Origin of the sequence: Arthrobacter sp. M2012083 (assembly GCF_000281065.1) — a bacterium.
Lineage (GTDB): Bacteria > Actinomycetota > Actinomycetes > Actinomycetales > Micrococcaceae > Arthrobacter.
In genome coordinates this window covers 1-13,400 of the sequence record NZ_AKKK01000027.1, presented here as the reverse complement: position 1 = coordinate 13,400, position 13,400 = coordinate 1, and the positions used below count along the sequence as shown (strand labels likewise).

At 62.1% G+C, this 13,400-nt stretch carries 13 protein-coding genes and 1 riboswitch; of the genes, 8 read left to right on the top strand and 5 right to left on the bottom strand.

Annotated elements, in window-relative coordinates:
• The first annotated feature begins 676 nt into the window (after window positions 1-676).
• Window positions 677-1,252, top strand: coding sequence for a dCTP deaminase (gene dcd / locus A477_RS0113435; RefSeq protein ID WP_011776299.1), 576 nt, complete (start codon window positions 677-679; stop codon window positions 1,250-1,252).
• Window positions 1,253-1,348: 96 nt separating this feature from the next.
• On the opposite strand, the gene A477_RS0113430 is transcribed toward dcd, so the two are convergent.
• The 3 genes from A477_RS0113430 to A477_RS0113420 form a co-directional block, all read right to left on the bottom strand.
• The gene (locus tag A477_RS0113430) at window positions 1,349-2,548 is read right to left on the bottom strand and encodes a cation:proton antiporter (protein WP_017199500.1); all 1,200 of its coding nucleotides are present in this window, start codon (window positions 2,546-2,548) and stop codon (window positions 1,349-1,351) included.
• A gap of 5 nt (window positions 2,549-2,553) precedes the next feature.
• Window positions 2,554-3,036, bottom strand: coding sequence for a cation:proton antiporter regulatory subunit (locus tag A477_RS0113425; RefSeq protein WP_017199499.1), 483 nt, complete (start codon window positions 3,034-3,036; stop codon window positions 2,554-2,556).
• 64 nt (window positions 3,037-3,100) lie between these two features.
• Window positions 3,101-4,504 carry an MFS transporter gene (locus tag A477_RS0113420; RefSeq protein WP_017199498.1) on the bottom strand — a complete coding sequence of 468 codons (1,404 nt, stop codon included), beginning with the start codon at window positions 4,502-4,504 and terminating at the stop codon, window positions 3,101-3,103.
• Between the two features lie 203 nt (window positions 4,505-4,707).
• Between A477_RS0113420 and A477_RS0113415 the strand changes: the two genes are divergently transcribed.
• Genes A477_RS0113415 through mnhG form a run of 6 tightly spaced genes read left to right on the top strand, consistent with a single transcriptional unit; the run spans window position 4,708 to window position 11,052 of the window.
• Window positions 4,708-7,725: a Na+/H+ antiporter subunit A gene (locus A477_RS0113415; protein WP_017199497.1), complete on the top strand. Its 3,018-nt coding sequence runs from the start codon at window positions 4,708-4,710 to the stop codon at window positions 7,723-7,725.
• A complete protein-coding gene (locus tag A477_RS0113410) occupies window positions 7,722-8,222 on the top strand; it encodes a Na(+)/H(+) antiporter subunit C (RefSeq protein WP_017199496.1) in 501 nt (166 codons plus the stop codon). Before A477_RS0113415 ends, A477_RS0113410 begins: the two co-directional genes overlap by 4 nt.
• Window positions 8,219-9,832, top strand: a complete 1,614-nt coding sequence (locus A477_RS0113405; RefSeq protein WP_017199495.1) for a Na+/H+ antiporter subunit D — start codon at window positions 8,219-8,221, stop codon at window positions 9,830-9,832. The genes A477_RS0113410 and A477_RS0113405 overlap by 4 nt, the downstream gene beginning before the upstream one ends.
• Window positions 9,829-10,395: a Na+/H+ antiporter subunit E gene (locus A477_RS0113400; RefSeq protein ID WP_017199494.1), complete on the top strand. Its 567-nt coding sequence runs from the start codon at window positions 9,829-9,831 to the stop codon at window positions 10,393-10,395. The genes A477_RS0113405 and A477_RS0113400 overlap by 4 nt, the downstream gene beginning before the upstream one ends.
• Complete coding sequence (locus A477_RS0113395; protein ID WP_017199493.1) at window positions 10,392-10,670, top strand: MrpF/PhaF family protein; 279 nt, start codon at window positions 10,392-10,394, stop codon at window positions 10,668-10,670. Before A477_RS0113400 ends, A477_RS0113395 begins: the two co-directional genes overlap by 4 nt.
• On the top strand, window positions 10,660-11,052 hold the full coding sequence (gene mnhG / locus A477_RS0113390; RefSeq protein WP_017199492.1) for a monovalent cation/H(+) antiporter subunit G: 393 nt from the start codon (window positions 10,660-10,662) through the stop codon (window positions 11,050-11,052). Before A477_RS0113395 ends, mnhG begins: the two co-directional genes overlap by 11 nt.
• A 70-nt stretch (window positions 11,053-11,122) precedes the next feature.
• Here mnhG and A477_RS0113385 read toward each other — a convergent pair whose 3' ends face one another.
• Both A477_RS0113385 and A477_RS0113380 read right to left on the bottom strand, forming a co-directional pair.
• Window positions 11,123-11,383: a DUF4235 domain-containing protein gene (locus tag A477_RS0113385; RefSeq protein WP_017199491.1), complete on the bottom strand. Its 261-nt coding sequence runs from the start codon at window positions 11,381-11,383 to the stop codon at window positions 11,123-11,125.
• Window positions 11,384-11,419: 36 nt separating this feature from the next.
• Complete coding sequence (locus tag A477_RS0113380; protein WP_017199490.1) at window positions 11,420-12,109, bottom strand: NUDIX hydrolase; 690 nt, start codon at window positions 12,107-12,109, stop codon at window positions 11,420-11,422.
• 376 nt (window positions 12,110-12,485) lie between these two features.
• A riboswitch (TPP riboswitch) is annotated at window positions 12,486-12,622 on the top strand.
• Window positions 12,623-12,698: 76 nt separating this feature from the next.
• Here A477_RS0113380 and A477_RS0113375 point away from each other — a divergent pair.
• Entirely contained in the window at window positions 12,699-13,319 is a 621-nt protein-coding gene (locus tag A477_RS0113375; protein ID WP_017199489.1) for an ECF transporter S component, read from the top strand.
• Window positions 13,320-13,400: the final 81 nt, after the last annotated feature.

Genomic DNA, 13,400 nt, shown 5'->3' with positions numbered 1-13,400 from the left:
GGCGATGTTTCGCCAGGGGAAACTGGTTCAGTTGGGGCCGGCGTTTCTGTTGGAGACGCAGACGGATCAGGCCCGGCTGCCTGGCCGGATGGTGTCGGCGCGGGTGGAACAGTACCAACAGTCTCCTGTGGAGATGGCTCCGCTACGGGCGGCTCGGTGGCTCCGGGATCCGAGGGGTTGTCAGGCCCCCAGGAAGGCCCGATGTTGGGCACCGGAGGTGGAGTTTCAAATACCGGATCTATAGCGACGGGGCCGGTGTCTGAGCCTGTTCCCGCGCCGGCGCTTGGTGTGGGCTCCGGCGTCCCGGGGTCCGTGGTGGGCACTGTCGACGGTTCCGAAGCTTTGCCGGCCGCCGGGAGGCCCGCTGAAGGTGCCGGGTCCGCCGTCGTGGTTTCCTTTGGTGCGGTCATCCCTGAAGGGACAACGGACGAAGGGGTGGCGGTGGGCCCGGGGACCGTCTGCGTTGACGGGAGAATCTGGCTGGAGGCGGCCACCCCGAGAGCCAATACGCCAGCCAGCACGATAGCGGCAGGCGCAACCATTTTTCTCACAATTACCCCGCGAATGCTCGTTGCCCCCAAGTACGGGCGCGGTTCTACATGTCCGGGAACTATAGTCCCATGGGGCGGCGCGGACAATGCATAGGGTATTTGATGCATGGGGTATTTTTGATGCTGTGCTGATCTCTGACCGCGATATTCGTGCCGAAATAGACTCCCAACGGATTGTTCTTGAACCGTACGACCCCGCGATGGTTCAGCCGTCCTCCGTTGACGTGCGGATTGACCGGTTTTTCCGGCTCTTCGACAACCATAAATATGCCCACATCGACCCCGCCGAGGAACAGCCGGAACTGACCCGGCTGGTGGAAGTGGAAGGCGACGAGCCCTTCATCCTCCACCCCGGGGAATTCGTACTCGGCTCCACCTACGAGACCGTCAGCCTGGCCGACGATATCGCTGCCCGTCTCGAGGGCAAGTCATCCCTTGGGCGCCTCGGGCTGCTGACGCACTCCACAGCCGGTTTCATCGACCCCGGATTCTCAGGCCACGTGACCTTGGAGCTGTCCAATGTGGCAACTCTGCCCATCAAGCTGTGGCCGGGCATGAAAATTGGACAGCTGTGCTTCTTCCGGCTGACGTCCTCGGCCGAGCACCCCTACGGTTCGGGCGAATACGGGAACCGGTACCAAGGCCAGCGAGGACCCACCGCGAGCCGCAGCCACCAGAACTTCCACCGGACGTCCATCTAGCCTCCTTCGGGGCCTCTGCGTCGAGGGGGTTTGGCTGTCGGCCCTCTAGGTCTCTCTTAGGCCGAGATGTCGCCGCTCGGCGCGCTGGGAGACTCGTTACGCGGGTTCGCGCTCCTGCGTCCGTGGCGGAGCTCCCGGTGATTTACGCATGGCTTTGACCACGGGTTCCACAAAGCGGGCCGCCAGCGGACCAAGGATGGCCATGATGAGGACATAGGCCGTGGCGAGTGCCGCAAGTTCGTCGGGAACTGCCCCGGAAGCAACAGCCAGGCCCGCGATGACAATGGAGAATTCCCCACGCGCAATCAGGGCAGCCCCCGCGCGGAAACGGCCGGGGACTGCGATGCCGGCCCGCTTGGCAGCCCAGAATCCAGTGAGCATCTTGGTAGCTGCGGTGATGACGGCCAGCACCAAGGCCCAGCCAAGGACGGGTGGGATGGATGTCGGATCGGTGTTGAGCCCGAAGGCCACGAAGAAGATCGCCGCGAAGAGATCCCTCAGCGGTTCCAGGATCCTGGTGGCATTGTGGGCGGTGGCACCGGAGATTGCGATGCCAAGCATGAAGGCACCCACAGCGGCGGACACCTGCAGGGCTGATGCGATTCCCGCCACCAACAGTGCGAGACCCAGCACGTTCAGCAGGAAGACCTCGGAGTTTTCGCTGTGCACTGCTTGCGAGACCCGGTGGCCGTGCTTGAGGGCTATGACAAGAACCACGGTGACCACGGCAAGGGCGATTCCCACCGTCTGCAGTCCGCCCAGGAACCCCACGCCGGCAAGGATCGCCGTGAGGATCGGGAGGTAGATAGCCATTGCGAGGTCTTCAAAAACGAGGATGGACAGCACCACAGGCGTTTCGCGGTTACCGATCCGTCCGAGGTCCGTGATCACCTTGGCGGCGATCCCGGATGACGAAATATAGGTGACACCACCCATGACGATGGCGCCTACAAGCCCCCAACCCAACAGCACGGCGAGTCCCGCGCCCGGAAGGAAGTTGAGGACAAAATCCATGACCCCGGCCTGCCACGAGCGCCGAAGCCCCGTGACCAGCTCTGACGCCGTATATTCCAATCCGAGCATCAGCAGCAGGAGGATAACGCCGATTTCGCCGGAAAGATGGGCGAACTCGTGCATGCCATCCAACTTGACGAACCCGCCGGCTCCGAATGCCAAGCCACCCACCAAATAGAGCGGGATGGGGGACATGCCTATTCGGCCCGCTAATCGAGCAAGGAGACCGAGGCAGAAGACGACGGCCCCCAGTTCAACGAGGGCTAGTGCGAGCGGATCCATTCCGGTCAGCCGTTGCGGAGGATGTCGGCTGCCGAGTCAAGACCTTCCTGTGTGCCGACCGCTACGAGCAAATCACCGGTGTGAAGTACGACGTCGGGTGCCGGCGAGGGGACAACCTCACCTTCGCGCATGATCGCCACGATGGAAACACCACTCCGGGTGCGGATCTGCGCCTTGCCCATGGGCTGGTTGACGAAGGGTGAATCAGGGGTGATGGAGAACTGTCGGGTGACGATGCCTGGTATCTCGCGATGTTCTTCTGCCAAGCGCATGGCAATGTGTTGGCCGCCCAGGAGGTTCCCCAGGGTCGATGCCTCATCTGCTGTCAACGGGATGGAGGCTTGGCACGTGTCAGGGTCGTCCCAAGTGGACACGAATAGCTCGGTCTCACCCTCCCGAAGTTCCACTACACCGATGCGACGGCCCGACGCCGTGACGAAATCCTTGCGGATCCCAAGGCCCGGGAGTTCAGTCTCATCCACGTTCATAGCTACACCCTAACTCTGTTGTATGGGTCTGGTACGGCGTTCATGCTCAGCCAGTCCTATGTAGTTAACGCTCAGGGACCACGGCTATTTCCACCTTGGCCGGTGGCTTCACTGGCAGGATCACCAACAGGCCGGCCAGCAGGACCACCATGATTCCCAGGATGCCCCAGCGCTGGGCTTCACCTTCTGCGACGAACGGCGAGGCGATGGCGATACAAAGTGTGAAGAGCGTTGGTGCGAGGAAACTGACGGCACGCCCGGTGGTCGCATAGACCCCGAAAAGCTCCCCGGACTCTCCGTGGGGGGCAAGCCTTGCAAGATACGCGCGTGATGACGATTGGGCCGGTCCCACGAACAAGCAGAGCAGCAGGCCGAAGACCCAGAACGTAGTGGCACCCGGCCAGTCATTTCCAAAGAAAACGTAGTCGCCGTTACCCAGGACCAGAATGGCCGTGCCTGCCACGAGGAGACCAATCAGCGAGAGGATAATGACTGCCTTTGGTCCGATCCTGTCGTCGAGGAAGCCTCCAATGATTGCACCGACGGCAGCCACGACGTTGCCGAAAATAGCGAAGAAGATGACGTCCTTGAGCTCGAAGCCGAACGTCCCCGCGGCGATGACGCCGCCGAAAGTGAATACTGCCGCCAAGCCGTCACGGAAAATGGCACTGGAGAGCAGGAAGTAGATGGTGTGGGGGCTCGTCCGATAGATCGCGCCAATGCGGCGGAACAACAGCTTGTAGGACGCAATGAAGCCCAGCGAGGCGGTGCTCTTCTTCACGGAAACTTCAGGAACAGCGAACATCACGGGAAGGGCAAAGATGAAGAACCACAGTGCCGAGAAGATGGCAACGAGCCGGATATTCAAGGAGTCCTGGGTCGAAGCGCCGAACCACTCGAAGGAGGGCTGCACGAAGAGCTGAAGAACCAGGAGGAGCGCAACGATGCCGCCCAGGTAACCCATGGCCCAGCCGAAGCCGCTGACCCTGCCGATGTTCCGGGGCGTAGATATCTGGGCCAGCATGGCGTTGTAGTTCACTCCGGCAAACTCAAAGAAAATGTTGCCGAGCGCTATGAGGCATACCCCCAGCAGCAGGAACTCCGGTTGGGGGAACACGAAGAAACAGAGCGCTGTCAGGACAGCCGTTGCGGCGGTGTTGACGCCGAGCCACATCTTGCGGCGTCCCCCGGCGTCGGAACGCTGCCCGGTGACGGGAGCCAGCAAAGCAATGGCGAGGCCGGCAACGGCGAGGGCAGCACCGAGCGCGGCCGATGCTGCGTCTTCTCCGCCGAACGCATTGGACGTGAGGTAAACGGTGAAGACGAAGGTGGTCATCACCGCTTGGAAGGCAGCTGAGCCCCAGTCCCAGGATGCCCAAGCAAGGATCTGTCCCTTCTTGGAAGCGACGGGTCCTGAGGCAAGCTCGGACGTCGAGTGGGAGGCTTCGGGAACTGCGGCCGCGTTCATAGCTTGAATGCTATAGCGACGGGGAAGAACGGCGGGTAGATGACAGACCGCTATGTGGAGAACGCGGCTTTAAGCCATGCGCGCAGCCAGCTTCCCCTGCCCAAAACTGTCAGTTCGCCTTGATAAACTTGGTAAACCGAACCCAACGTATGACCGCCTGCTCCAACTTTTGACAATATGTTCCTGACTTTGCGGAGATAACAGTGATCACAGTTCTCGCCATCACCTTTGTAGCGGCAACTGTGGCGCCATTGATCTTCAGCAAACTCGGCAGGAACGCCTTCTACGCTCTAGCAGCGGTCCCCGCAGGCACCTTTATTTGGCTGCTTTTCCAGTACGGCCCCGTATATTCCGGTGGTGGCATAGAAGAAGTCCTGCCTTGGATTCCCAGCTTGAAGCTTGAGCTCGCCTTCCGCATGGATCCCTTGGCATGGGTGATGTCGTTGCTGATCCTCGGGGTGGGATCCCTGGTGTTGATCTATTGCGCCAGGTACTTCAAGAACAAGGACGCGGGCTTGGGCGGATTTGGCGCTCAACTGCTCGCTTTTGCCGGGGCCATGTTCGGTTTGGTGACCTCCGATGACCTGCTGATGCTCTTCATCTTCTGGGAGCTCACCACCATCCTTTCCTATCTGCTGATCGGCTACGCCCGCACCCGTTTGGCGGCGCGACGTTCGGCACTGCAGGCACTCATGGTCACCACCGCGGGTGGCCTCGCCATGCTCGTCGGCCTCATTATTCTGGGTCAGGCCGCCGGAACCTACCGCATTTCGGCGATCCTGGACCAAGCCGGGCCGCTCATGGCCGGACCGATGCAGGGAGCGGTGGCCACCGCCGTCGTACTCATCCTGGTGGGGGCGGTGACCAAATCGGCGCTCGTACCGTTCCACTTCTGGCTTCCGGGCGCCATGGCCGCGCCGACTCCCGTGAGCGCGTACCTGCATGCGGCCGCGATGGTCAAAGCCGGCATCTACATCGTGGCGCGACTTGCGCCCGGGTTTTCGACGTCGGAGTTTTGGCTTCCCGTGGTTCTGGGACTCGGCCTGGCGACCATGCTCGTGGGTGGTTACCGAGCCCTTCGCCAGACTGATATCAAGCTCATCCTCGCCTATGGCACGGTCAGCCAGCTCGGTTTCCTCACGATGGTGGTCGGATTAGGTCGCCCCGACGCCGCTTTGGCAGGACTCGGACTGCTGCTGGCACATGGCTTGTTCAAAGCTGCGCTGTTCCTGGTAGTGGGCATCATCGACCACCAATCCGGAACACGCGATATCCGCAAACTTTCCGGTGTCTTCCGTTCGTCACGCGCGTTGGGCGTTGTGGCTGCCATCGCAGCAGCGTCCATGGCTGGAGTGCCACCCTTGGCAGGTTTCGTAGCCAAAGAATCCGTGTTCGAGGCCTTCGTCCACTACGGCACCAGCGAAGACGCTCCAGCGTGGGGAATCTGGATATTGGTGGGCCTGGTGATCGGATCGATCCTGACGTTCGCCTACAGTGCCCGGTTCATGTGGGGCGCCTTTGCGGTCAAACCCGGCGTTGAACCTACCCCGTTCAAACCCATCAAACCCGCATTCCTGGCAGCTCCGGCCATTCTTAGTTTGCTCACCATCGCCTACGGATTATGGCCAACGCCTGTGGATAGCTGGATCCAGCCTTATGCAGCGCTGTTTGCTGACGGCCCGGACGCGGTCGACGCCGGACACTTGGCTTTGTGGCACGGCGTCACCCCCGCGTTGGGCCTGACGGCGCTGACGTTCGCGGCCGGTGCCGCAATGTTCTACTGGCGCAACCTCGTTTCCCGTGCCCAAAGCCTGGTCCCCGACTGGGTGGATGGCGACAGGGCCTACCAGAACACCATCGGCGCACTGGACGACGTCGCGGTTTGGGTTACGGGCCGCACCCAGCGTGGTTCGCTGTACTTCTACCTCGCGGTGATCCTCACAGTGGCGTTCGCGGTTCCGATGACGGCCCTGATCGTGGCGAACAAGCCCCTGCCGGATGGCATGTACTTCATCGACCCGAACTCGCCCCTGCAAGTAGTGGCAGGTATCGGCATCGTAGTGGGTGCCCTGGCTGCGGTCCGGGCCAACAAGCGTTTCCTCGCCGTGCTCATGGTGTCCGTCACGGGCTACGGCATTGCCCTTATGTTCGCCCTCCAAGGCGCCCCCGACCTCGCCCTGACCCAAATGCTGGTGGAAACCATCGTGCTGGTCGCTTTCGTGCTGGCCATGCGCAGCCTGCCCGCCGAGTTGAGGGACAGGACCGGGGGACGGCTCAGGGTAATCCGCGTGATCATAGGCGCGGCGTTCGGCATCACCATGATTTTCGTGGCGATCTACGCCATGGGCGCCCGCGTTGCGACGCCTATCTCCCTTGACTTCCCGCGGTTGGCCTACGAGGGCGGCGGGGGATTGAACGTGGTCAACGTGACCCTGGTGGATATCCGCGCCTGGGATACCTTCGGTGAGATTTCCGTGCTGGCGATTGCGGCCACCGGTGTAGCCAGTTTGATCTTTGTCCGCAGCCGCGGCGACCGGATCAAGACCTCGGAGGCCGTGCCCGAAGGCAGCGTTGGGCGACGCACCGGCGTCGACCGTGACTCCCGCGACGGCGCCACCTTGGCCGTTGCGAAGAAGTTCACCGACGTCAGCCGGGACGCGTGGCTGGTTGCCGGCCGTACCCTGGCCCCTGAACGCCGTTCGATCATCTTTGAAGTAGTGACGAGGCTGATCTTCCACTCGATGATCGTGTTCTCCATCTATCTTCTCCTCGCCGGGCATAACCTGCCGGGCGGAGGCTTCGCTGGCGGCCTCACGGCCGGGCTCGCACTGACGATTCGCTACCTGGCCGGTGGGCGGTTCGAGCTGAGCGAGGCAGCCACCGTCAGCGCGGGAACACTTTTGGGGACCGGACTTGCGACGGCGGCCGCCTCCGGCGTGGTGCCGCTCTTCCTGGGCGGCCAGGTGTTCCAGAGCGCCATTATCGAGTTCTGGCTGCCGGTCTTCGGCGACATCAAGTTCGTCACCTCCACCATTTTCGATATCGGTGTGTACATCGTGGTGGTGGGGTTGGCGCTCGATGTCCTCCGTAGCCTCGGTGCCGAGATCGACGAACACTTTGAGGGCAAAGGCGCCCCGCTTGCTGAGGAAGATGCCGCCGGGCATGCCGACCTCGCCGAGGAAGCCGCCGAATCCGCTGCGTCCGGGAAGGGTAGCGCATGAGCATCAACCTGACCCTGCTGATCGTCATGGGTGTCCTGTACGCCTGCGGAATCTACTTGATCCTGGAACGCAGCCTGACGCGCGTGCTGTTGGGTCTGATGCTGCTGGCAAATGCCACCAACATCCTGATCCTGAGTACGGGAGGGTACGCAGGCCTTGCCCCCTTGTTCGACAAGCAAACGAACCCGGAGGCGTACAACGATCCCCTGCCCCAGGCCCTGATCCTGACGTCGATCGTCATTTCGTTCGCTGTCACTGCTTTCATGCTCGGCATCATTTACCGCACATGGGTCCTGGCTCGTCAGGATGAAATCCAGGATGACCTTGAAGACGTCCGCGTGGCCAAGACTCCGAGCTTCGATGCCGAGGACGACGCCATTGTCCCGCTGGAAACTTCCGAATTTGCCATCACTCCGGCCAGCCCTGCAAGCAAGGACAGGCCCGACGCGACCGAAACTCCCAACACGGCATCAACCCAGGAAGTAGGCAGCGCGTGAATCTCGCAAACCTGTCGCCGCTAGCTGTCCTCCTACCGATCCTGGGTGCCGCCCTCGCGTTCCTGCTGATCCGGCACCACAGTGCGCAGCGGGTGGTAAGCATTGGCATCCTGAGTGCCACGCTCCTTCTCGAGTGCCTGCTCCTGGTCTCCGTGTGGGACGGGGGCACCACGTCCGTCACGCTCGGCGGATGGCTGCCGCCGTGGGGCGTGGTCCTCGTGGTGGACCAGTTCTCATCGCTCATGCTGGTGGTTTCCACCGTGGTCAGCTTGGCGGTGCTCATCTACGCCACCGGTCAGGGCATGGCCGACGGCGACCAGGAAGCGCCCGTCTCGATCTTCCACCCCACCTACCTGATCCTGGTGGCGGGTGTTTCCAACGCGTTCCTGACCGGTGACCTCTTCAACCTCTACGTCGGTTTCGAGATCCTGCTGACGGCCAGTTACGTCCTCATGACTCTGGGCGGCACGGGGCCGCGTATCCGGGCAGGAGTCACGTACGTTGTGGTGTCCGTGGTGTCGTCGGTGCTGTTCCTCATCGCGATCGCCATGATCTACGGTGCCACCGGAACCATCACCATGGCGGACCTTGCCATCAAACTTGCCGAATTGGATCAGGGCACGCAGAATCTCCTGCACGTCATGCTTTTGGTAGCGTTCGGCATCAAGGCAGCAGTCTTCCCTTTGTCCTTCTGGCTTCCGGACTCCTATCCGACTGCGCCCGCCCCTGTCACTGCCGTGTTTGCCGGGTTGTTGACCAAAGTGGGCGTGTACGCCATGGTCCGCACGGAAACGCTCCTGTTCCCCGGTGACACCCTCAACGTCCCATTGATGGTGGTGGCGCTACTCACCATGATTGTCGGAATCCTGGGCGCCCTGGCCCAGAGCGACATCAAACGTCTCCTGTCGTTCACCCTGGTGAGCCACATCGGCTACATGGTGTTTGGACTCGCCATGAGTTCCGTGGCTGGGCTGGGCGCTGCGGTCTTCTACGTTGCGCACCACATCACCGTGCAGACCAGCTTGTTCCTGGTCACAGGACTCATAGAGCGCCGTGGCGGGAGCTCCTCCATTGACCGTCTGGGTGGCCTTGCGAAGCTCTCGCCATTGCTTGCCTTGCTGTTCTTTGTTCCGGCGATGAACCTTGCGGGCATTCCGCCGTTCTCCGGCTTCCTCGGAAAGCTTGGGCTGCTGCAGGCCGGGGTGGAGTTGGGGACACCCCTGGCAATCGTGCTGGTGGTGGGCGGTGTTGTCACCAGCCTCCTGACGCTGCTGGCAATCGCCCGTGTCTGGAACAGGGCGTTCTGGCGCAAACCCGAGGACGCAGAATACCCGGACCCTGTGCTAATGACCCCCGGCAACGTGGGCGTCCTACCCCGCACCATGGTTGGTTCCACGGCGGGTCTGGTGGTGTTCGGAGTGGCACTCACTGTGTTCGCAGGGCCGCTCTTCCAAGTAGCTGATGGTTCTGCCGGGATCATGCTGGACCGCTCGGCGTACATCCACTCGGTCCTGGGAGATTCCGTTGAGGTGCCGCCGCTGGCACAAACAGAAGAACCGCAGCCAGGAGAAGCACCGTCAGGTAAGACAGAGCCGGGTGATGCCAAGTGAGCCGCAAACCCATTTCCTTCCGCACGGAGTTGCCGCTCCTCATCTGGTTGGTCATTGTGTGGGGCGCGCTATGGCGGGACTTCAGCCCGGGCAACCTGCTGTTCGGTGCCCTGATCGCCGTGTTGGTGGCTAAACTGTTCTACCTCCCGCCCGTGGAGCTCAGTGGCAGGTTCAACATTTTGCGCGCTATTCCCTTCGCCCTGATGTTCCTCGGCAAAGTGGTGGCAGCGAGCTTCCTGGTTCTGTACCTGGCCGTAGCCAAAGGACCCACGGTGCGTAGCGCCGTCGTCGCCGTTCCCTTGCGGAGCCACTCAGACCTGATGGTGACAGCCACCGGGCACGTTGTCTCGTTGATCCCGGGTTCGTTGGTGGTGGAAGTGGACCGCTCAACGTCCACGCTGTACCTGCACGCCCTCAACATTTATGAGGAAGCGGACATCGCCAAGATCCGCGAGGAAACCCAAGTCATTGAGGCGAGATTGATCCGCATCATGGGCACGCACGAAGAAGTCGCAGCCCTCAATGCAGAACAGCGCCCGGGAATGGAAGGGGCAACGCTATGAAGGAATTCGTTCTCGTGGCCACAGCTGTGATTCTTAGCCTCGCAGCGGCAGGGGCAATTGTCCGGATTGCGATTGGCCCGTCGTTGCTGGACAGGGTTCTGGCATCGGATGTGTTGCTGGCGATCCTGGGTGCCGCCCTGGCAATCGACATGGCAATGAACAAGCACCTGAACAACCTGATGCTGCTGGTCGCCCTTGCAGTGATTGGCTTCATTGGCTCGGTGACAGTTGCCCGGTTCGTGGCCGAACGGAGGGAACAGAGCAATGAATCCTGATGCCACGGGCGTTGATGCTGTGATCGACGCCGTCACTGCGGTGTTCCTGGTGGTGGGCGCCTTGATGTCCCTCGGCGCTGCTATTGGCTTGTTGAGATTCCCGGACCTCATGAGCCGCATGCACGCCGCCACCAAGCCGCAGGTTCTGGGGTTGTTTCTCATGCTGGCTGCGATCGGCCTCCAGATGCGGACCTGGTGGGTATGGCCAGTCCTTTTGGTGGCATGGATTTTCCAGCTCTTGACGGCTCCGGTATCCGCGCACATGGTGGGCCGGTCCGCCTACCGCACCAAGCACGGACACCGCGAAATGCTCACCAAGGATGAACTTGAAGCGGTTGTGCAGCGGGCTGCTGCGGGGCAAGAGCCCGAGACCGAACGCTAGCAGCAACCGAAACAACGAACGCCGGGATAACCCTCATGGGTATCCCGGCGTTGTTTGTGGTGTCAGAGGCCTAGACGATGTCGTGGGTCTTGGCGAAGCGCGCAATGGCGCGCTGCGTACCCCTGCTCGCGAGCACTTGGATGAGGGTGCTGACGAAGGCCGAGATCAGCGCGAACGTCAGGGCCGAGCGAAGACTCGATTCCATGTCGTCGTTGCCCAGGGGTGGCTTGTTGCCAGTGGCCTTTTCCCACCCTTTGTTGACGAGTTTGGTACCAACGAAGCCTGCTCCGAGGCTTACTCCGGCACCGATCAGCTTGAAGAAGAGGTTCATGCCCCCAGCCTAGCTGGCTCCGGCTCGTCCCAAGCGCTAGCGGCGGTTTTCCCGTTCCTTGAGGAACGCCGCCATGGAACCAACGGGTGCCAGGACCGGAACAACGTCATGTTCGGCCGACCAAACAGTATCCACGGTGGCGAACCCGGCGATTTCTTTGAGCAGGTAATACGTGGGCGGCATCAGCTTCAGGGTGCCGGCAGCCTCTGCCGCAAGAATGTCCGCTACCGGCATCCACAGTGATTGCCAGGCCTCCGTGGTCTGGTGCTGGGGTTCGGCGCCCGGGGAGGGCTTGGCAACGTAAAAGTAGGTGTCGAATCGCTTGGGCATATCTGTTGGCGTAATCCAGTTGGCCCATGGGCGGAGGTCCGAGGCCTCGACGCTGAGCCCGGCTTCCTCCCTGACTTCACGGATTGCGGCGGTCAGCACCGTTCCGGCGTTCTTTGTGGCTTCGCCCGCGTCAAGGCAAATGGAGCTCAGCTGCCAGTCAACGGCATGGCTTCGGAGCAGTTCTGCCGGGTAGTCCCACCCGGACGCATCCGCGGCATCCACCCGGCCTCCGGGAAAGACCACCATGCCGGCGGCGAAGTCCATGGTGCTAACTCTGTGCTGGACAAAAGCTTCGAGTCCGCCCGGCGCATCACGGAGCAGGATGACACTCGCGGCGAGGCGTGGTTGGGGCACTTCCGTGGGAAGAGGGAGGTCTTGCTGGGGAAGGTCAGTCATGAAGGAGCCCCTTTGCCGCGGTGGATTCTGCTGGTTCATTCTCTCAGGTCTGTTGTGGGGCCTGGTGTGCAGGGAAAGGCGTGGGGGAAGCGTGCAGAGCGGGCCTCGCAACGCGCCCCCACCTCGTTGTGGGGCCTGGTGTGCAGGGAAAGGCGTGGGGGAAGCGTGCAGAGCGGGCCTCGCAACGCGCCCCCATCTCGTTGTGAGGCCTGGTGTGCAGGGAAAGGTGTGGGGGAAGGGTGCAGAGCGGGCCTCGCAACGCACCCCGGGAAGCCCTGCAACGCACCACCACGGCCGATTGTGACCGCAAGCCGGCAACAGACCCACACCCGCCACGGACTCAGGTGTAAACTGAACCAGCCCATCAGGGCAGATTTGATAACGACAGGGGAGCGCCGCCGTCGGACTCTGCAGAAATGCAGGAGACGCGAGGGCGCTGAGAGTGCGGACAGCCGCAGACCCTCGAACCTGATCCGGTTAGTACCGGCGCAAGGGAGTCGAGCTTCTCAGAGTGTCCGGATCCGGATGGCGCAGGTCAGTCGGATTCCGGGGAGCACTTTCCCCTCCTGTAACCTCAGGAGGCAGAAAAATGACCACGGTAAACGTGAAGAAGACCAGTTATAACTGGCGTGTTGTAGACATCGTTGTGGCGGCTCTCATCGCCATCGCGGGCGGCGTGATCTTCTGGGCCTGGTCCCAGGGCGCCGCATTGGTATCCATCCCCATGAACGCGACGTATCCGCCGCTCACCGGTCTGATCGCCGGAGGGTGGATGATCCCCGCAGTCTTGGGCATGCTCATTATCCGCAAGCCGGGCGCAGCGTTGTTCTGCGAAACCGTCGCTGCCACCGGTGAGCTCATCATGGGGTCGCAGTACGGCACCACCGTGCTCATCTCCGGCGTTCTGCAGGGCCTGGGCGCGGAACTCATCTTTGCCGCCTTCCGGTACAAGAAGTTCAACCTGCCCACCGCTCTCCTCGCCGGTGCGGGCGCGGGCCTCTTCTGCGGCCTGAACGATTCCTTCCTTCCGTGGGGTTGGAACATCGCCTATGAGGCCGTCGACAAGCTGGCCTACATCACCTTCACCACAATTTCCGGCGCAATTATCGCGGGCGCACTCTCCTGGGTGGCCACGCGCGGCCTGGCCAAGACCGGCGTGCTGAGCTCCTTCGCCTCGCGCAAGGCCGCTTCGGAGCCCGTCTTCAGCTGATGTCCGCCACGCAAAGCGGCACGGTGAGGCCTGCCGCCATCTCAGCCGAGGGCTGGGGTTGGCGGCATGCCGGCCGGGCCC

Bases quoted from the DNA above. Each gene is read 5' to 3' on its own strand.
- A477_RS0113430 (WP_017199500.1), bottom strand. From the start codon at position 2,548: ATGGATCCGCTCGCACTAGCCCTCGTTGAACTGGGGGCCGTCGTCTTC.
- A477_RS0113375 (WP_017199489.1), top strand. From the start codon at position 12,699: ATGACCACGGTAAACGTGAAGAAGACCAGTTATAACTGGCGTGTTGTA.
- A477_RS0113425 (WP_017199499.1), bottom strand. From the start codon at position 3,036: ATGAACGTGGATGAGACTGAACTCCCGGGCCTTGGGATCCGCAAGGAT.
- A477_RS0113380 (WP_017199490.1), bottom strand. From the start codon at position 12,109: ATGACTGACCTTCCCCAGCAAGACCTCCCTCTTCCCACGGAAGTGCCC.
- mnhG (WP_017199492.1), top strand. From the start codon at position 10,660: ATGAATCCTGATGCCACGGGCGTTGATGCTGTGATCGACGCCGTCACT.
- A477_RS0113410 (WP_017199496.1), top strand. From the start codon at position 7,722: ATGAGCATCAACCTGACCCTGCTGATCGTCATGGGTGTCCTGTACGCC.
- A477_RS0113385 (WP_017199491.1), bottom strand. From the start codon at position 11,383: ATGAACCTCTTCTTCAAGCTGATCGGTGCCGGAGTAAGCCTCGGAGCA.
- A477_RS0113395 (WP_017199493.1), top strand. From the start codon at position 10,392: ATGAAGGAATTCGTTCTCGTGGCCACAGCTGTGATTCTTAGCCTCGCA.
- A477_RS0113420 (WP_017199498.1), bottom strand. From the start codon at position 4,504: ATGAACGCGGCCGCAGTTCCCGAAGCCTCCCACTCGACGTCCGAGCTT.